General features: G+C 43.2%; 18 protein-coding genes. 9 read left to right on the forward strand and 9 right to left on the reverse strand.

Translation table 11 applies throughout. The features are described from left to right. The first annotated feature begins 2 nt into the window (after positions 1 to 2). Genes BMX50_RS25370 through BMX50_RS25395 form a run of 6 tightly spaced genes read left to right on the forward strand, consistent with a single transcriptional unit; the run spans position 3 to position 6377 of the window. A complete protein-coding gene (locus tag BMX50_RS25370; RefSeq protein WP_091216543.1) occupies positions 3 to 971 on the forward strand; it encodes a BatD family protein in 969 nt (322 codons plus the stop codon). Beyond that, positions 968 to 1972 (forward strand): vWA domain-containing protein, encoded by a 1005-nt coding sequence (locus tag BMX50_RS25375; protein ID WP_208864795.1) that lies wholly within the window; start codon positions 968 to 970, stop codon positions 1970 to 1972. Before BMX50_RS25370 ends, BMX50_RS25375 begins: the two co-directional genes overlap by 4 nt. Positions 1973 to 1976: 4 nt before the next feature. Beyond that, entirely contained in the window at positions 1977 to 3017 is a 1041-nt protein-coding gene (locus BMX50_RS25380; protein ID WP_091216544.1) for a vWA domain-containing protein, read from the forward strand. Then, complete coding sequence (locus BMX50_RS25385; RefSeq protein ID WP_091216549.1) at positions 3014 to 3772, forward strand: tetratricopeptide repeat protein; 759 nt, start codon at positions 3014 to 3016, stop codon at positions 3770 to 3772. The genes BMX50_RS25380 and BMX50_RS25385 overlap by 4 nt, the downstream gene beginning before the upstream one ends. Positions 3773 to 3796: 24 nt before the next feature. Further along, positions 3797 to 5614 (forward strand): BatD family protein, encoded by a 1818-nt coding sequence (locus tag BMX50_RS25390; protein WP_091216554.1) that lies wholly within the window; start codon positions 3797 to 3799, stop codon positions 5612 to 5614. A gap of 1 nt (position 5615) precedes the next feature. After that, positions 5616 to 6377 carry a tetratricopeptide repeat protein gene (locus BMX50_RS25395; RefSeq protein WP_244281100.1) on the forward strand — a complete coding sequence of 254 codons (762 nt, stop codon included), beginning with the start codon at positions 5616 to 5618 and terminating at the stop codon, positions 6375 to 6377. A 232-nt stretch (positions 6378 to 6609) separates the two neighbouring features. On the opposite strand, the gene BMX50_RS25400 is transcribed toward BMX50_RS25395, so the two are convergent. The 8 genes from BMX50_RS25400 to BMX50_RS25435 all read right to left on the reverse strand — a co-directional run bounded on the left by BMX50_RS25400 (position 6610) and on the right by BMX50_RS25435 (position 14022). Next, positions 6610 to 6960, reverse strand: coding sequence for a DUF7957 family protein (locus BMX50_RS25400; protein ID WP_143065263.1), 351 nt, complete (start codon positions 6958 to 6960; stop codon positions 6610 to 6612). A gap of 163 nt (positions 6961 to 7123) precedes the next feature. Continuing rightward, entirely contained in the window at positions 7124 to 7666 is a 543-nt protein-coding gene (locus BMX50_RS25405) for a hypothetical protein (protein WP_091216560.1), read from the reverse strand. Between the two features lie 232 nt (positions 7667 to 7898). After that, complete coding sequence (locus tag BMX50_RS25410; protein ID WP_091216564.1) at positions 7899 to 8786, reverse strand: PfkB family carbohydrate kinase; 888 nt, start codon at positions 8784 to 8786, stop codon at positions 7899 to 7901. 130 nt (positions 8787 to 8916) lie between these two features. After that, complete coding sequence (locus tag BMX50_RS25415) at positions 8917 to 9858, reverse strand: hypothetical protein (RefSeq protein ID WP_091216567.1); 942 nt, start codon at positions 9856 to 9858, stop codon at positions 8917 to 8919. 54 nt (positions 9859 to 9912) lie between these two features. Beyond that, on the reverse strand, positions 9913 to 11079 hold the full coding sequence (locus BMX50_RS25420; protein ID WP_091216572.1) for a glycosyltransferase family 4 protein: 1167 nt from the start codon (positions 11077 to 11079) through the stop codon (positions 9913 to 9915). A 22-nt stretch (positions 11080 to 11101) separates the two neighbouring features. Continuing rightward, positions 11102 to 11950 carry a phosphatidylinositol-specific phospholipase C/glycerophosphodiester phosphodiesterase family protein gene (locus BMX50_RS25425; RefSeq protein WP_091216576.1) on the reverse strand — a complete coding sequence of 283 codons (849 nt, stop codon included), beginning with the start codon at positions 11948 to 11950 and terminating at the stop codon, positions 11102 to 11104. 198 nt (positions 11951 to 12148) lie between these two features. Then, the gene (locus tag BMX50_RS25430; protein ID WP_091216581.1) at positions 12149 to 13036 is read right to left on the reverse strand and encodes a glutamate--tRNA ligase family protein; all 888 of its coding nucleotides are present in this window, start codon (positions 13034 to 13036) and stop codon (positions 12149 to 12151) included. Positions 13037 to 13278: 242 nt separating this feature from the next. Beyond that, a complete protein-coding gene (locus tag BMX50_RS25435) occupies positions 13279 to 14022 on the reverse strand; it encodes an SDR family oxidoreductase (RefSeq protein ID WP_091216589.1) in 744 nt (247 codons plus the stop codon). A 113-nt stretch (positions 14023 to 14135) separates the two neighbouring features. Here BMX50_RS25435 and BMX50_RS25440 point away from each other — a divergent pair, with 113 nt between their 5' ends. The 3 genes from BMX50_RS25440 (at position 14136) to BMX50_RS25450 (ending at position 17649) form a co-directional block, all read left to right on the forward strand. Further along, a complete protein-coding gene (locus tag BMX50_RS25440) occupies positions 14136 to 14834 on the forward strand; it encodes an SMUG2 DNA glycosylase family protein (protein ID WP_091216594.1) in 699 nt (232 codons plus the stop codon). Between the two features lie 63 nt (positions 14835 to 14897). Then, on the forward strand, positions 14898 to 15917 hold the full coding sequence (locus BMX50_RS25445; protein WP_091216600.1) for a nucleoside hydrolase: 1020 nt from the start codon (positions 14898 to 14900) through the stop codon (positions 15915 to 15917). A gap of 100 nt (positions 15918 to 16017) precedes the next feature. Beyond that, a complete protein-coding gene (locus tag BMX50_RS25450) occupies positions 16018 to 17649 on the forward strand; it encodes a GH35 family beta-galactosidase (protein WP_091216605.1) in 1632 nt (543 codons plus the stop codon). Between the two features lie 111 nt (positions 17650 to 17760). Here the strand turns inward: BMX50_RS25450 and BMX50_RS25455 are convergent, their stop codons facing one another. Then, complete coding sequence (locus BMX50_RS25455) at positions 17761 to 19494, reverse strand: glycoside hydrolase family 13 protein (RefSeq protein WP_091216986.1); 1734 nt, start codon at positions 19492 to 19494, stop codon at positions 17761 to 17763. Positions 19495 to 19564: the final 70 nt, after the last annotated feature.

The raw sequence follows: 19564 nt of genomic DNA on the forward strand, positions 1-19564 counted from the left end.
ATATGAACAGGTACATCAAATACACCCTGGCTATGTTGGTATTACTTGCAGGCTTTTACCAAACAGGCAGGGCGCAAAACTTTGGGGCTAAGGCCACGCTGGATAAAAAATCTATCCTCATAGGCGAGCAAACACAGCTCAATTTAAGCATCCGTTTTCACGCTAAGGATAGCATCGGGTTTCCTAAACTGGCCGACAGTATAGGCAAAATTCAGCTCATTAAATTTAAAGCCGATACAGCTTTTGACCCGGGCGATAAATCCATCAAAACCATAACCAGGCATTATACCATTACTGCTTTCGACAGCGGTACTTATGTAATCCCGTCATATGTATTTAAATCGCCGGTAGGTGACTTACCAACCGATACATTAAATCTTGATGTGAGAACAGTTGCGGTTGATACAACTAAGGCCTTTTATGATATTAAGCAGCCGCTTGTTATTAACTATACGTTTTGGGATTGGCTGCGCGACAACTGGAAATTAACTTTAGGTATACTAGCTGGCCTCATTATTGGCGGCGGCGCAGTATTTTATCTGCTCAGACGGCCTAAAAAAGAAGTTGTGGTTGAAGAGGTTAAGCCCGATATTCCGCTGCATATCCAGGCACTTCAAAAGCTTGATGAGATCAAAAACAAACAGCTTTGGCAGCACGACCAGGTTAAGCAATATTATATTGAGCTGAGCGATGTGGTACGCGAGTACCTCGAAAAAAGGTACACTATACAAGCCCTCGAACAAACATCCGAAGAAATTTTTGCCAGCCTAAGGCATATGGACATAGCCAGCGAAGACAGGAACCTGCTAAGACAATTACTTGTGCTATCGGACATGGTGAAATTTGCCAAGGAAAAACCTGCGGCCAATGAAAATGAAAAGAGCATGGAAAACGCCGTTACTTTTATTAAAGATACGCAGCCCCATGCCAAACCAGCCGGTGTAGATGTGAAGGGAGATGAGGCAAAATGATCTGGTTTAAAGGAATAGAATTTGCACATCCGGGCTTTTTCTGGCTGCTGATCAGCATTCCGCTTATGGTGGGCTGGTACATCTGGAAGCAAAAGCAACTGCAGGGTAACCTGGCCATGCCTACCGTAAGGGGCTTTGCCATGATCACCAAAAGCATGCTGCCCCGTTTCAGGCATTTGAGCATCATATTACGTTCGCTGGCCATGGCCGCGCTTATTGTTGCGCTGGCAAGGCCTCAATCGTCATTAAGCTGGCAGGACACCACCACCGAAGGTATCGATATTGTTATTGCATCAGATATCTCTGGCAGTATGCTCGCCGAAGATTTCAAACCTAACAGGCTTGAAGCAGGCAAAAACATAGCCATTGATTTTATCCAGAACCGCCCTAACGACAGGATTGGCCTGGTAGTTTTCAGTGGTGAAAGCTTTACGCAATGTCCGCTTACTATTGATCACTCAGTATTGGTAAACCTTTATGCCGATATCAAAAACGGGATGATTGAAGATGGTACCGCCATTGGTATGGGTTTGGCCACAGCCGTAAACCGGCTAAAAGACAGTGAAGCCAAAAGTAAAGTAGTGATCCTGCTTACAGATGGTTCAAACAACTCGGGCTCTATCCCCCCGGTTACTGCTGCCGAAATTGCCAAACAGTTTGGTGTAAGGGTATATACGGTAGGTATAGGTACTAACGGCTATGCTCCCTACCCTGTTCAAACCCCAATGGGCGTGCAATACCAGCGTATGAAAGTTGATATTGACGAAGGTACGCTGAACAAAATTGCAACCATTACCGGCGGCAGGTACTTCAGGGCTACCAACAACAGTGCGCTGAAGGATATTTACGAACAAATTGACAAACTGGAAAAAGCCAAGATTGACGTTACCCAGTACCGCAAAAAAACCGAGCGCTTTTTACCGTTCGCCATTATTGCGCTGGCACTTTTATCGTTGGAATTTTTAACAAGACACACCCTGCTTAAGGGAGCTATAACATAACAGCATGCTACGTTTTGCAAATACAGAATTTTTATGGGGATTGCTTGCTATTCCGCTGCTGCTCTTTATTTTTTTGAGGGTAAACTGGTGGAAACGTAAGGCAATTGCCTCGTTGGGTAACAAGGAAGTGGTGATGCAGCTGATGCCGCAGGTATCCTTTTCACGTCCCTGGATCAAGTTTATCTTTTTCATTTTAGCCTATACCCTTGTTATTATTGGCATTGCCGATCCGCAGTTGGGCTCCAAAACCGAAGAGGTAAAACGCAAAGGTGCCGACCTGATGATCCTGCTCGACGTTTCAAACAGTATGCTGGCTCAGGATTTAGCCCCCAACCGGCTGGAAAATGCCAAACGTGCATTATCACAATTGATTGATAAACTGCACGACGACCGTATCGGCATCGTGGTATTTGCGGGGCAGGCCTATGTACAGCTCCCGGTGACTACCGATTACGCAGCGGCCAAACTATTCCTTAATACCATTAATACCGAAATGGTGCCCACACAGGGTACTGCCATTGGCGCGGCAATTAATTTAGGGATGCAGTCGTTTGATTTTAAGAACGGCACCGGTAAATCCATGATCATTATTACCGATGGTGAAAATCATGAGGATGATGCTGTATCGGCAGCCAAAGCGGCTTTAGCCAGAAACGTTACCGTGAATGTAGTTGGTGTAGGTTCGGAAGAAGGCGCTCCGGTTCCCATTTATCAGGGGGGCAAACAAGTTGGGTTTCACAATGACAGCACGGGGCATCCCGTAGTTAGCAAGCTGAACGAGCAAATGGGCAAAGAAATTGCCGACGCCGGCAAAGGCGTTTACGTGCGCGCAAACAATGCCAACAGCGGTCTTAACATTGTAATGGACGAGATAGCCAAAGTGCAGCGCAAAATGACCGACACCAAACAGTTTAAGGATTTTGAAGACAGGTTCCAGTTTTTCCTGGCCATTGCCTTTGTGCTATTACTGGCCGAGTTCTTTATCTCCATCCGTAAAAACATGCGCCTGAGCAAGATCAAATTATTTGAAGTAAAAAACACATGAAGCAATATATCATAGCCATTTTATTAGTGCTGCAGGCTTCATTTCTTTTTGCCCAGCAGGAAAGAAAATACCTGAGACAGGGTGACGAACTCTATCAGCAAAAAAAGTATAAAGAAGCCGAAGCTGCATACCGCCAGGCCATGAGCAAAAAAGCCAAAACCCTTGAGGGTAACTTTAACCTTGGCGACGCCATGTTTAAGCAGAAAAAATATGATGATGCGGCAGCACAATTCAACAAACTGGCAACTGCGTCCATCGATAAAAATGTAAAAGCAGGGGCTTATCACAATATCGGCAACTCCTTTTTAACCCAAAAAAAATACCAGGAAAGTATTGATGCTTATAAAAAATCGCTGGTTAATAATCCTAAAGATGAGGAAACCCGTTATAACCTTGCTTATGCCCAAAAAATGCTAAAAAACCAGCAAGACAAGAATAAAGGCGGCGGCGGGGGTGGCGGCAACAATAAGGATAAAAACAAGGATAAGAACAAAGACAACAAGGACAAGGATAAAAACAAGCAGGATCAGGACAAGAAAGATCAGGATAAAAACAAGCAGGACCAGGACAAAAAAGATCAGGATAAGCAAAACCAGGATCAAAAAAATCAACAGGGACAGCAGCCTAACCAGTTATCAAAAGATGATGCCCAGCGTATGCTTGATGCCCTTAACAATGATGAAAAGCAAACCCAGGATAAGCTTAAGAATAAAAAATTAAAAGGTGCTAAGGTGCCCATTTCAAAAGATTGGTAAATCTTTGTTGTTTTGTAGATACTAATGAAAATTAAACTTTCCATATTAACGCTGTTGCTGTGTTGCTCAAGCCTGGTTTTTGCTCAGGTAAAGTTTACGGCATCGGTAAATAAAACTACCATAGGCACAGGCGAGGTTCTTGAGGTTACCTTCTCCATCAATGCCAACGGCGAACGTTTTGCGCCGCCCGCTTTTGGCGGCTTCCAGGTAGTTGGCGGCCCCAATGTATCCAACAGTATATCCATGATCAATGGGGTTACTTCGGCAAGCATAGCATACGGATATGATCTTGTACCAACCAAAGAAGGTGAAATAACCATTGGCCCTGCTACTATTGTGGCTGGAGGGCGGCCTTACAGCACTGCCCCGATAAAAATTAAAGTAGTAAAAGGCCAGGGCGGGCAGGCAAGCCAGCAAGCCCAGCAGCAAGGCAGCAATGGGCCAGATAGCCGCAACATTCAAAAAGGGCGTGTAAGCGATATTTCCAAATCATTGTTTTTACGTGCGGAGGTCGATAAAACAACGGCCTATATGGGTCAGCAGATCATGATGAACCTGCGCCTTTACACCCGGGTTAACATCGCCAACGGCGAACCTGAAAAAATCCCCGATCTTAACGGATTTTACAGCCAGGAAATCAAAAACAACAATCCAAATGCCCAATGGCGCACCGAGATTTTAAATGGTGTACGGTACAACGTAACCGATATTAAACAAACGGTGCTATTCCCCGAGCATGAGGGTAATATCACCATTGAGCCTTCTATCATGAACTTTATAGTAAGGCAGCAGGCTGCTTCATCATCAGGCGATCCCTTCGATGCATTCTTTGGCGGATATGAGGACGTGAAGTACAAGATTAAAAGCGCGCCTGTTGTTATCCACGTAAAACCATTGCCACTGGCAGGCAAGCCTGCCGAGTTTACCGGCGCTGTGGGTAAATTTAATATCGAGGCTTCGCTTGATAAAAACGATGTTAAGGCTAATGATGCCATCAACTTCCAGGTAAAAGTAAGCGGTGCAGGAAACCTGAAATTATTAAAACCGATAAGTCCAACTTTCCCGGCCGACTTTGAGAAGTACGAGCCAAAGATCACCGATACTATTACCATAAACGCCAGCGGGGCATCAGGCAACAGGAAATACACCTATCTGCTGATCCCAAGGCACCAGGGCGATTTTACTATCGACCCGGTTAAGTTCGCATACTTTAACCCGGCCACGGGCAGGTACGTTTCATTAAGCACACCGGCATTCCATGTCAAGGTTGCTAAAGGTACCGGCGATGGCAGTAATGTTACCGCATTTTCAAACGCGGGCAAGCAGGATGTTAAGGTACTGAGCAATGATATCCGCTATATAAAAACCGGCAGCGAGCTAAACGAAGTAGGCAGCGATTTTTACGGTTCAGGATTATATTATTTCCTGCTGATCTTCGGTCCGGCAGGTTTCTTAGGCGCCTTGGTTTACGGCAAATGGCGCGATAAAAACAATGCTGATGTGGTAGGCCTGAAAAGTCGTAAGGCTGGTAAAGTGGCAGCCAAACATCTGGCCAGTGCCAAATTGCAGTTAAACGATAAAAAAGCATTTTATGAAAACCTGTTCCGTGGTTTATATGGCTATTTAAGTGATAAGCTTAATATCCCATACTCAGATCTTAATCGTGAAAAGATAGCTTCGGAACTAAAAGCCCGCTCACTTGATGAAAGCCTCATTAATGAGATGCTTGACACGCTTGACCTTTGCGAAATGGCACGCTATGCCCCTGTTTCGGGTATTACCGAGCAGCAGGTATTTGATAAGGCCCAGAACATGATCAATAACATTGAAAATAAAATATAACATGATGAAGCACATTATATACTTACTGCTTATCATCGTTATGCCGATATATGCATTAGCTAACGATGAAGCTAACATCCTGTTAAAAAAAGGGAACGACCAATACGCCAAAGGCCAGTATAAGGAAGCCATAACCACATACCAAAAAATTGTAGACGACGGGCACCAGTCGGCATTGGTTTATTATAATTTAGGCAATGCCTACTTTAAAAATGAAGATGTGCCATCGGCCCTGTTGTATTACGAAAAGGCGCATAAACTTTCGCCGGGTGATGACGATATCAATTTCAATATCCAGTTTGCCAATCAAAAAACAACCGATAAGGTAGAGGCCGGTACCGAGTTTTTCATCACCAAATGGTGGCACTCGTTTATTCTTCGCTTTTCGTTAACAACTTTGGCGGTGATGACCATCCTGTTCTTTATAGCGGGATGTGCATTGCTGATCGTGTACAGGTTCACTAATTCGGTAAGCATTAAAAAATGGTCGTTTTATTCAGCTTTAGTGATCTTGCTTTTCGGTTTTGCAAGCATATTTGTGGCAAGTCGTCAGGATCAGTATTTTGATGCCCATCACGGCGCCATCATCTTCAGCACATCTGTCAATGTAAAAAGTGCGCCAACGCCCAATGCCAAAAACCTGTTCCTGATCCATGACGGCACCAAGGTTGAGATACTGGAAAATAACAACGATTGGATGAAGATCAGGCTTGCCAGCGGCAACGAAGGCTGGATCAATGCTTCGGATGCTAAGGAAATATAGTTTTTGAGGCGAGGTGAAAGGATAAAGGTAAAAGGCGAAAAGTTTTTTTAGCTTAAAGTAGAGCCTATGGCTTTTTCTATTACGCCCCCGCCTGCCACTGGTCGAAGTTTAGCGATAGCGTAACTTCGTCCTAAAACCATGGAAGCATTCTGCTTCCGTAGATTATCAATTAACTGAAACTTAACTCATTGGGGCGAAATTGCACTATCACCAAGCCGAACCAACAGAAGATTTATTTGGTGAATATCGATTCGATTACTTTTCCGGTATCGGGATCAATTATAAATTTAAACCCGCACCAATTAAATGAAACCAATTTCGGGTTTTGGGCTTCAACACTTATAAAAGGGCAATACCCTATAAGATCAAGATTTTCGCTCCTTTCAATTTGCCATAAAAGCTCACCGTTAAAATCTATGGCATATACATTCCGGTTAAACCTGATATTTCCCGAAACATCTAAAAGGACAATAATTTTGCCGTCGAATACCAAAGTATCCTGTACCGAAAAATCAAACTCAATGAATTTTCCGGTTTCAAAAATTATCTTCTGTTGATCTACACGATAGCTTCCTACATTCATAAATCGTTTTTTGGTCGAAGTTACGCTATCGTTAAATTTCGGCCAGAAAACAATAGAAACATTCTGCTTCCGCGGATTGTCCGCCGCCACTGAGCTTTATCCAATTTTAGTAATCTTCATCAAAATTTAAGTTATCCTCAATTTGTTGAATAGAAAACAGCTTTCAATTATCTATCTTCAGAACATCAATTACCTTCGTTAAATTCGTATCCAAAACGAACATTGTTTGATGCAATCCTAATGCGCCGAATCCGTTTTTTGCTCGATAAGTATGGACAACAGCTAAACCATTGTATTTAGGTTTGAACGACCTTTCAATCTCTATAGCTTTTTTCCCTTCTGCCAGCATAGCATCAGAAAAGTATTTATTCATTTTCAAAAAGTACTTTACCCTTTGCGGAGATAAATCACTGTAACCATCAAAATCAGGGTTCTTACTTTTCCACAATGTAAACTGAACTTCTATACTATCTTTTTTTGCCTTTGCTCTGTTATAGTCAGGATCATCTGTTAAAATAGAATAATTAGAATCTATTTTACTGAATTCGACGCTCTCGTAGCTATGAGGATCATTCAACGTCTTTTGTAGATAATCATTGACTAATTGTTTCACTTTTTGTTCTCTGGTCTTATTACAAGCTGCCAATGAGAAAATAAAAATAAATGAAGCAATCCAGAATATTTTTTTGATAAGATTAGGATTCATACTGTGATATTTCTCCTAAATATATATGAAAAGGTGTGATAAAGCAAACGATTCTCTACTTCTCTATCACTGGTCGAAGTTTAGCGACAGCGCAACTTCGTCCTAAAACTATGGAAGCATCCTGCTTCCGCGGATTATCAATAGTACCACAGTCCAGTTTAGCTGAAAGCTTAACCTATTGTAGGTCCAGGTTACGCTATCGCTAAACCTGAACCAGCCATTTGTATTTGCTTTAAGCTTTCGGCTTTAAGCTGTGTTTTGCTAACAGCTCCAGCACATCATCTTCTGTTCCGGTAAAAGGGCCCGATGATTCTATTTTAAAACTGGCCATGGCAGCGGCAAATTCACCTGCTTCCTGAAAACCTTTGCCTTTGGCGCGTTGGTATAAATACCCTGCCATATAAGTATCGCCACAACCGGTAGCATCAACTACTTCAACCGGTTTATAGGCCGGAATCTGATAGTAAACACCATCGGTATAAATAACTGATCCCATGCTGCCCAAAGTAACCACCACTTCGTTAACACCCCATTCGTTCAAAACTTTAGCACCTTCATGGATATCAGTAATACCGGTGAGTACTTCCATTTCGTGCTCGTTCACTTTCAGGATATGGATATGTTGCAAGGCTTCGCGCTTTTCGGGCCAGTCGACAGCTACCACGTTTTTATCTTCCACTTTACGAAGGTAGCCCTGCGCATCAAGAGAGAGCTTTCCACGTTGAGCAAGGTCCTTTATAAATTCTACCGAAATATCATCGGCCAGTAAAGGGCCTAAATGGTACACCCGGGACCGGATCTCATCCAATTGTTCGATTGTGAAAGGATCGGCCTTTTGGAGCACGCGCTGAGTGCGGTGATCCTGGTTAACAGAGTAGATATTTTCAAAGTAAACCGTTTCGCCGCCTGTTGTTGCATGCACCTCGATACCCTTGCCGCGGAGCTTTTCAACCACCGGCATTTCGCTCAAAGCAAGCGAAGTAACCAGTGTATAACTCACATCCATATTACGAATGGCGTTTGAAAAATAAAAAGAAGTACCGCCAGCCATGTGTTTCACCGCCTGCGGTGTCACCACTTTATCTAACGTAATATGCCCTACACAACAAATATCGTACATGAAATCCCCCTATTATGATTTGATAATCAGCCTTTGTTATTAAAATAAACGGCAAATGTAAGAAATAGGATTTTGTGTACAAGAAGTTATCTGTTTTGTGACTTAGTATTGAAGCATAAAAACGGCAGACTTATTTACTTCGGAGGGTTATTAAAAGCGCTGTAAGCATAAAATACCTTCCTAATCCTTCGTCTGATAATCCAGGCGTGGTATTATGCCTTGCTTCCCTTACCGCTTCGACATCTTCTGGTTTTAGTGCATTTGATGCTTGGCAGATAAAATCTCCGTCGTATGATGAGGCGTTTAGTTTTCGAAGTGCATCTGCTCTTGTTATTACATTTTTACAAGCTGTTTTTATATTAAAATTCTGTTTGTCTTTCAAGATGAAATTAGATACAGAATCAGGCAGCTCTTTATTTTGGATCAAGTGATTTACTAAACTATCGCCTTTGGGCGTTGATATGATATTTAATACAACCGCAGCATTATGTTTACCGGTTGAATTGCCGTTAGCAATAATATTAAACAAACTTTTTTCGGCCTTATCAGCACTCATGGTGTTATAAAGGAACAAACCGGCATCTATGGCATTAAGCGTTATAGCATGTTGAGTTAAGCTAACATGGGCGTTTGGATAGCTGAGCAGCTTTTCGGCTAAGGCACTTATATCATTCCCTTTTTTGCCCAGGAAAAAACTCAATTGCACATAAGGTTCAAGGTCAAGATCTTCAAGATTACTTTTTTTAACACCCTCTAAGACGACGCTTTGATATTCTTTTGTTTCATCAAGTGAAAGCAATAGTGATGAAGCATCAAAGCAAAAGTATGAATCATTGTTTTCTGCCAGGATCAGATTTTTCAAGCACAGCGCCGCTTCTTTTTTATCGCTTTTGGCTAAATCCCAAAACTTATCCAGCTGTGCTGATTTGGCTTCTCTCTGTGCCTGGCTAAGCGACTTTGGCTTAAAACCATAACACTCATGTTTTAGCTTTGTTATTTTTTCGCAAAATGTTTGCGCCTGAACAGTTAATGTAATTACGGATAATAAAATGGTTAGTAAAGGTTTGATCATGTGTAAGGTGTAAGGTTTAAAAGTTAAATATATAACATTTAATAAAAACCCGAACTATCTCACCTCATTCAATGCATCTGCACCAGCCATTTCGGCCAGGTCATCAAAATATGCAGATGCCAGACACTCCCAGCTTAATCGGCTGCTATATTGCAGTCCTTCTTCAATAAATTGTTCTCTCAGGCTATTGCTTTTAAGCAGTAATTCAATCCGTTCAACGTAGCAGTTTGCGTTGTATGGTTCGCATTTAAAACCATTGATGCCTTGTTCTATAAAATCTTTTGAACCGCCGCCGTTTGCTATAACACAAGGTAACCCAGATGCCATGGCCTCGAGTACTACGTTACCGTAAGCCTCAGATACCGACGGAAACAGGAACAGGGTCGACGATGCGTATAAAACCGAAAGCATTTTATGATCTACCTTACCTGTAAAAATCGCCTTGGGCATCTTTGCTTCACAGGCCTTGCGCGCAACGCCGTCGCCGGCAATTATGAAGTTAACTTTGGGGTGCCGATCCTGTATTATTGCATAAATCTCAAACAAGGTCTCCAGGTTTTTTTCCCAAACCAAGCGGCTCGCAAATAAAATAGTTGGGCTATCATTTCCCGTTATTGGGCGCAGGCTTTTTTTATGCCCCGGTGAAAACAAATTGGTATCTATTCCCCTTTGCCATAGCTTCATGCGATAGGTGTCAACGCCCATATCAATTAGCTCATCCTTCATAGTACCAGAAGGCACATATATCTGATCGCACTGGTTATAGAAAACCTTATGACTCTCGGCCATGATCTGCTTAACCTTATTGATCAGAAAAGGAGTGTGTTTCAGGTAATAATCGATGTAGGAAATAAAATGGGTATGGTATATGCTCATAACAGGCAAGCCTTGCTGGGTAGCATATTTCAACGCAAAATTGCCTAAAAGCGATGGCGTGGCAATGTGTATAACATCAGGCGAAAAATTATCTATCTCTTCTTTTAGCTCGCTCATCACCAGGGCAGGTATCGCCATAGTGTAACCGGTGTTGATAGGCAACGTTAAAGCCGGAACTTTTAACGATTCGAACCCAGCTATACTATCCGGTCCGGCACCATAAACAAACAGAAACTCAAAAACATTACGGTCAATCCGGTTAATGAGCTGATACATGGTGCGTACCGCACCGTCAAAATCTTCAATAAGTATCTCGGCAAAGAATGCTACTTTGATCTTTTTCATCTTATTGACTGATTAGCGGTTATTACTTTGTGTTCACCTTCGCATATCTTACAGGCTCCGGCCCCGTCATCAGGAACTCTCTTAATTCGGCTAATTTATCGGTGTTGATCAGGTCTACCTCACATTCAAGCAAGGCTTTCCATACTTCCTTGTTTTCGGGAGAAGCCCACAGGCGCACGCGTTTTTTATGGTGATGTGCCGCCGCTACATAATCACGCAGCAGTTGTTTCTGATCTTCAGGCATAGGGCCTTTACCTGTCCAGCTAATCAGGCGCGAATATTTGCAGCTGGCGGTTTTATAAACAGTGTTTGAAAGCGTATCTGTACGTACCTGCATCAGGTCTTCATCGATAAAAGCATACCGCTGTTTTTGTGCCTGAAGCATTTTATAAGGCTTATTACCAGTTATAACAATGGTTACACTTCCTTCTGTTATTTCGCCGTTATTATAGCTCGAAAGCATTGGTGCGTAGCGCTTTAACACTTCCGACAACTTTGCATAAGTCTTTTCAGCGTCTGATTTAATATCGATCATTAGCGTAACAGGAGAAAGCGGATATACTACCTCCCTGTTTTTGCCTTCATAACAGTTAAACAATGGCTTTAAATAAAGCTGCTCCAGGGTACGTTTTTTTTGAAAAGCGGGCAGCATATGTGCAACCAGCAATTCGTCGTCGCGTAGGTAAATATCAGCCTCTACGTTTTGGAAGCCGTTATCCAAAGCATCATACAGCGGCCGGTTGTGCCAGTAATCATTGTGTGCGAAACCTTTGGAGAGGGGGTTATTTTGAGCCTGGCAGGTAATAGCTCTGAAGGTAAGGATAACAAAAAACAGAAATTTCAGGTGCTTGTGGCAAAATGCTGCTTGCATCGTAATTTGTATTTGTTGCTACAAATTTACCCCTCCGATATGTACAGGCAGTTATGTCATGGTAAAGTAAAAGCACTAAACGTTTTAATTTATTGTAAATGACTTAACATTTTCATCACATTAAAACATACAAATTGACACCTTCCGATTAAAGCGGATTCACATTAAATAGGTATTTTATAAAGAAGTGTTAATAAGCTATAGAGCTTCGCCAAGGATCAATGCGGCAAGTTGCTGCCAATTAATAGCCTTTTCGGGAAGTGAAAACAGATTTGAGATAAGCATAAATACATCTTCTGCATTTTTGCCCTCCTGTCTTAAGTATTTGATGGACGTTGAGCCAGCCGACTTGGATAGCTTTTTGCCGTCTGCTTCAAGCAACAAAGGATGATGATAAAATACGATATCATTAAAAGCCTGCTTACCCAACACAGTTGCCAATTGAATTTGCGCCAGTGTTGATGCCCACAGGTCCTCTCCCCTCACAACCAGATCAACGCCATAAAGCAAATCATCAATAACCGAGGTGAGCTGATAGGCCGGGAAATCGTCTTTCTTGCGCACAACAAAATTTTCCATTTCGGCAGGCAGTTGTGTTTGGATGGTTGTACCATTATAACTTTTTACCTGTAAGGAAACCGCATTATCGGTACGTAATCTCCAGCTTGCTTCCGGAGTACTTAACGGAATCTGTCTATTTAAACAAGTGCAGTTTCCGGCTTCGCTAAGCTGCTTACGCGAGCAGGTGCATGCAAAAACAAAACCGCCGGCCGCTAACAGCTCAAGAGCCTCATTGTATTGCGCTATCCGGTGCATTTGTGAAAACCGCGCTTCGAATTCATCCGCGTCCTGCGGGCCTTCATCCCAGGGAATTTCCAGGAATCGTAGCGTATCAAAAATATCCGTTAAATATTCGCGGTTAACCCTTGCACGGTCGAGGTCATCAATCCTTAATAAAATTTTAGCGCCATGTTTGCGGGCCAATGCTGCGGTGATGGAAAACGACAGAATATTGCCCACATGCAAAAACCCGCTCGGCGTTGGTGCAATGCGGGTTTTATTAAAATGTATAGGCGCGCCTGTCAATTGTTTTTATAATTGATGAACGCGCCAAGATACAAAAGCGACAGGCATCAGCCAATAGCGTCTTATATCGGAGGAAACAATTCTTGAATTAGGAGGCACCTACGGAGCCAAATTTCGTATTATAAATTCCCTATAAACACGATACTCCTCCGGAGTGCCAATCGCTTTCAAACTCCGTAGGAGTACCATGTTTATCGCATAACGCAAACAAGAATCTTCGGCTCCGTAGGTGCCTCCTGATACTATACCAGCAACGTACCTCCATCAACAACTAAATTTATTCCGGTGCCAAAGCTTTGCTTCATCAGGTACACAAAAGCAAGGGCAACATCATCGGCATGGCCAACACGGCCGAGCAGTAATGTATTTTTTGCCCAATTGTAAAGCCCTTCTTTATCTTCGGCAGGCATGCTATCCCACAGGTTGGTGTCAATTACGCCGGGTATTACGGCGTTCACACGTATCGGAGCCAATTCAACAGCCAGTGCCCTTACCAAACCTTCCATAGCACCACAAATACTGCTGGCTATTGACCAGCCCGCGGCGGGCCTTGTTCCCGCTGTGCCGCCGGTTAGGTTTACCGAGCCGCCATCATTAATGAACGGGGAGCCATATTTAACAGCAGCATAAGCCCCCCAGTAACGCAGGTTAAAGAACTTACGTGCAGCCTCAATATCTGTTTGGTCGATATTATAAAGATTAAGATTTTCGGCGGCAGTATAAACCAGGTGATCGAACTTACCGGCCTCCTCAAAAAATGATTTTATATTTTCTTCGTTCGATAGATCCACAGCGTAGCCTTCGGCATCTTCAGGCAATTGACTTAATGCGTTATTGATCTTACTTTGATTACCTGAAACTATGACAACTTTAGCACCTTCGGCAGCGGCAGCTTTTGCTGTTGCAAAGCCTATACCTGTACTGCCACCCAATATAATTACCCGTTTGCCATTTAATGACGATTTACTTTCAACTTGATTGTTCATGATGTTTATTCTTTTTTTAGACACCACAAAGTTCCCACGCAAAAAACTCGTTCCACTTACCATTTGGTAAAAAGCGATTGGTCTCCAGAATTTATAAATGCTAAATTTGAGTTATGACACTTGCAGACCGGATTATCCAATTCAATGAGCAGCTAACCTACACCGGCGAGCCTTTACCCAAAGGCATCCGTATCATGAACCCATTTAAGGAGCATCCGCAAACCATGCGTATTGTTGATGAGTTTTATCATAAATATTACAACGATAACCAGCAACGGCATATCATTTTGGGCATTAACCCGGGCAGATTTGGCGGCGGCTTAACAGGCATCCCTTTTACGGATCCTAAACGATTAATCTCTGAGTGCCATATCAATTATGAAGGCAAAATGTCGCACGAGCCATCATCTGTATTTGTTTACGAGGTGATCAATGCCTTTGGCGGACCGGAGGCTTTTTATAAGCAGATCTATATTAACTCACCTTGTCCGCTGGGCTTTACCAGTATTGATGCCAACGGCAAGGAAAAGAATTATAATTACTACGATAGCAAGGAGTTAACCAAAGCCGTTTATCAGTTCATGATCGAAAACATCCGTAAGCAGATTGCGCTGGGCATTAATACCGATAAATGTTTCTGTTTTGGCACCGGCAAGAATGAAACATTCCAGCGTAAGCTGAATGATGAGTACCGTTTCTTCGGCGAGATCATAGCGCTGGAACATCCCCGTTTTATCATGCAATACAAAACGGCAAGTAAGCAATTTTACATTGATAAATATCTTGAAGCGTTTGGAAGTATTGCGGGGTAAATACTTACTTGTTTCAAGGCAAAACACTTATATTGTACGCTATAACCAATTGACCTGTAAGCCATGACCAACAGCAAGTTTTTACCATTCCTGCTCCTGTTATTCGTTTTCCCCATTGTTTCAAAAGGACAATCAACTACCACCAGTAAACTCATTTCGCCCCGCATCAGGGTGATCATGGATAATGATTTTAGCGGCGACCCGGATGGTTTGTTTGCACTTACCCATTTGGTGCTATCTCCATCAGTTGAAGTTAGAGGCATCATCGGCTCGCACCTGAATGCCAATGACGGTTTCGACAGATCTAAAACCCAGGCCGAGAACGCGGCAAAAAAAGCTGCCGATCTATTGGCTGTTTTAAAGATCAAAGACCAATTTCCGGTAATAGCCGGCTCCAACACAGCCATGGTAAACGACAGCACCCCTGTAAAAAGTAAAGCTGTTGATCTGATCATTAAAGAAGCTTCGCGCACAGATACCAACTTACCTCTTTATATCCTTTGCGGTGCCGGGCTCACCGAAATTGCATCTGCGGTGCTAACCGAACCTAAAATTGCCGACAAGCTCACACTGGTATGGATTGGCGGCCCGGAATACACTGACCTTGCCCTACCCCCACCCAATTACAGTAGCCCTGAGTATAACCTCAATATCGATATCAATGCAGTAAGGGCGGTATTCAACCATTCGCAATTAAAGCTTTGGCAAATTCCGCGGGATGGGTACCGCCAGGCCATATTACCTTATTCCGAATTGCAGCTTAAAATAAAACCACAAGGCGAAACCGGCAAATATCTGGCCGGCGTACTTGAAACGTTGATGGGCCGCCTGCAGCAATATCACCTCAACCTTGGTGAAACTTATATTTTAGGCGATAGTCCGCTGGTGTTGCTTACCGCGCTGCAATCATCCTTTGAGGCCGATCCATCATCAAGTGAATATGTGTTAAAACCTTGTCCACTTATTAATGCACAGGGGGGCTATGATTATAATGCCCACGGTCGTAACATCCGTGTTTATCGCAGATTGGATATTAATTTGATGTTCAATGATTTTTTTGCCAAGCTGGAGCTGAATAAGTAAAGGCTGTAACTGGTATATTTTTAACCATAAACGGTTTATTTAGTATTACCTTAAGCGTTGTTTTGTAATTATTTTGGCCTGGCAATAAACCTTTGATACCATGCTTAAAATAATTGGCAAAAAAGCTCAATACACACTCCTGCTTACTGCAATGTTTTTTGCAGGAAGCCAAACCTTTGCCCAGACTCATGATACATCATTACCCAGGCTTATCGAAAAAAATGGCAGGCACGCGTTTTTGGTTGATGGAAAACCGTTTTTAATGCTTGGTGGCCAGGCGCATAACTCAAGCGCATGGCCGGCGTTAATGCCGGAGGTCTGGAAATCGGCAGATGCGATGCACCTTAACACGCTCGAAGTACCCCTTTACTGGGAACAGATAGAGCCCCAGGCCGGGAAGTTTGATTTTTCGCTGGTTGATATGCTGCTTACCCAAGCCAGGCAGCACAACGTGCATTTGGTGTTATTGTGGTTTGGTACCTGGAAAAACGGCAGTAACCATTACATGCCCGAATGGATGAAGCGCGACGCCGAAAAATATCCTAACATCACAGGAAAAACAGGCAAGCCAATTGATTCTCCATCACCACATTCAAAGGCTACTTTGGATGCGGACATCAGAGCGTTTTCGGCGGTTATGCATTATTTAAAACAGGCAGACACACAACATACCGTTATCATGGTACAGGTTGAAAATGAACCCGGTTCATGGGATACCGTCCGGGACTATTCAGCTAAGGCGCAAAAATTATTTGAAGCAGATATACCTCCTGAACTGTTAAAACCAGCTATACTAAAAACGCTGAATGTACCCGAGAACACAAAAGGCCCATGGGCCAAAGTTTTTGGCGAGAGGGCCGATGAATATTTCCAGGCCTGGTCGATAGCCCGGTTCATTGAACAAGTGGCTGCTGCAGGTAAAGCCGAATATCCATTGCCATTGTATGTGAATGTGGCGCTTCGCGATCCGCTTACCAATCCACCTGCAACCCATTATGAAAGCGGAGGTGCAACAGATAACGTGATCCCGATCTGGAAAGCTGCAGCGCCGTCTATCGATTTGCTTGCCCCTGATATTTACCTCTCCGGCAGTGAAAGGGTTTTAAAAGTGATAGACCTGTATACCCGTGCAGACAATACCCTTTTTGTACCCGAAGCAGGTTTAATTGCTGATAATGCCAAATACTTTTATGATGTTTTGGCTCATGGTGGTATAGGGTTTTCTCCTTTCGGGATAGATAATAATGGTGATGTCTCAAACGATGATCATCTGGCCGAACGCCTTACTCCTTTTGCAGATGAATATGCCATGGCATCACCAATGATGCGGGAGCTGGCGCAATGGGCATTTGAAAATAAGATCAAAGCCGTTGTTGAACACGAGGATGGTGCGGAGCAAACCATTAACCTTGGCCCCTGGGATGCTGTTATAAAATTTGGCAGCGGCCGTGGCGGCGAACTTAAGCCTAACAAAGACCATAACGGCAAAGCCATGATAGTTACCCTTGATGAAAATAAATTTATCATGACCGGGACAAACTGCCGGATTACTTTCCACCCCGCAGGCGGCAACACCGGCAAGGCATGGCAATACCTTAAGGCTGAAGAAGGCCAATATGATCACGGCGTCTTCAAATCGCTTCGCATCCTTAATGGCGATGAAACAGACTGGGGTGGCCCTGCAATGGGGGATCAGCCGAGGGTGTTACGAATATCGTTGGTGGTAAGATAAAATTAATGTAGAGACGCATCACATGCGCCTGCCGCTGCGCAATCCTTATGTGAAACGACCTTTAAAGGGAGACGCATGTGATGCGTCTCTACGTTAAAATAAACGCACCTCCTATTTCAACTCATAAACCACCGCCTCGTACGGCATCAGGGTACCGTTTTTTGATGGCTTTTGATAATTGCCTATCAAAACGGTTGCATTGTTCAAATCCAAACCCGTTTGTGCCGAAGCTGCTTTACTGGTAAAATTCAAAAGCACCAATAGTTTTCTGCCATTCAACTCCCTGGTGTAAGCATAAGTATCGGGGTTTTGCGCATCAAGCAGGGTATACTTTCCATATACCAGCACCAGGTTATCCTTCCGGAGTTTTACTATCCGCCTAAAGTAATTTAAAATACTGTTGGCGTCTTTTTCCTGAGCTGCGGCGTTGATGTTTTTGTAATTCGGGTTTACTTTTATCCAGGGTGTGCCGGTGGTAAATCCGGCATTAGCAGTACTGTTCCACTGAAATGGGGTACGGCCATTATCCCGGCTTTCAAAGGCTATCCGTTTTAAATATGCCGGTAAATCTGCTCCGATATTTTTCTGCCGTTGGTATTCGTTTAGCGTTTGTACATCGCGGTAATCTTCAATTGTTGTAAAACCGGCGTTGGTCATGCCCAGCTCATCGCCATTATAATAATAGGGCGTGCCGCGCATGGTCATTAAAAAAGTAGTCAGCATTTTTGACGATACAACCCTAAATTCGGGGCTATCATTTCCGAACCGGCTTACCAACCGTGCCTGATCATGGTTGGCCAGGAATATCGACAACCAGCCTTTTGCCGCAAAAGCACTGTCCCATCTGGTAAATACCTGTTTTAAATGCGTTACGCTATAACCCTCGGGCCTGGCAATGTCTACACCTTCAAAAGCATAAGCCATGTTCAGTTCATTTCTATCGGCATCAACTAAATTATGTCCGTCTTCAAATGTATTGCCTGCACCTTCGGCTACGCTCATTACGTTATATTTACTGAGCACTTCCCGGTTCATCTCCTGCAGATAACCATGCAAATTGCCCTGCACACCATAATATTGGGTAAAGTTTTTTTCAAACCCTTTCGGAAATGCAGGGAACGTAGTATCCTTCGCAGCAAATTGAAAAGCATCCAGCCTAAAACCGTCAATCCCTTTATCGGCCCAAAACTTCATGATACCATATACTTCTTTTCTGAGTTTTGGATTTTCCCAGTTAAGATCAGGTTGCTTGCGCGAAAAATAATGCAGATAATAAGCATTGGTAAGCGAATCATACCTCCAGGCATCGTGGTTAACATCAAATAAACTATAGCGATATGCCGGCTTACCTTTCTCGGCATTCCACCAATGATAATATTCACGGTACGGGTTATTGCGCGAACTCCGGCTTTGTTTAAACCATTCGTGCTCGTCGCTGCTATGGTTTACTACCAGGTCCATCACCAGTTTTATGCCACGACTGTGCATACCTTTAAGCAAAGCATCAAAATCATCCATCGTACCAAAATCCTTCATGATGTTGCGGTAATCACTTACATCATATCCATTATCATCATTGGGTGAACTATAGATGGGATTAAGCCAAACCACATCAATGCCAAGGCTCTTGATATAATCAAGTTTTGAAATGATCCCTTTTAAATCGCCAATGCCATCTCCATCGTTGTCCTTAAAACTTCGGGGATAAACCTGGTAAACTACGGCCTCCTTCCACCATTTGCGGTCAACGGTGTCTGCTTTGCCCTGATTGCTTTGTGCTAATCCAGAAAAGGCATCAAGCATAAAAATAATGAGAGCCACAAAACGAATGTAAGGTACGTTCATGATCATAATTGGTTAAGATTTAGCAGTACAGAACTGATTTTCTGCGATTTACAACAAGAGAACATTAAGG

It is taken from the genome of Mucilaginibacter gossypiicola, from assembly GCF_900110105.1.
Taxonomy (GTDB): Bacteria; Bacteroidota; Bacteroidia; order Sphingobacteriales; family Sphingobacteriaceae; genus Mucilaginibacter; species Mucilaginibacter gossypiicola.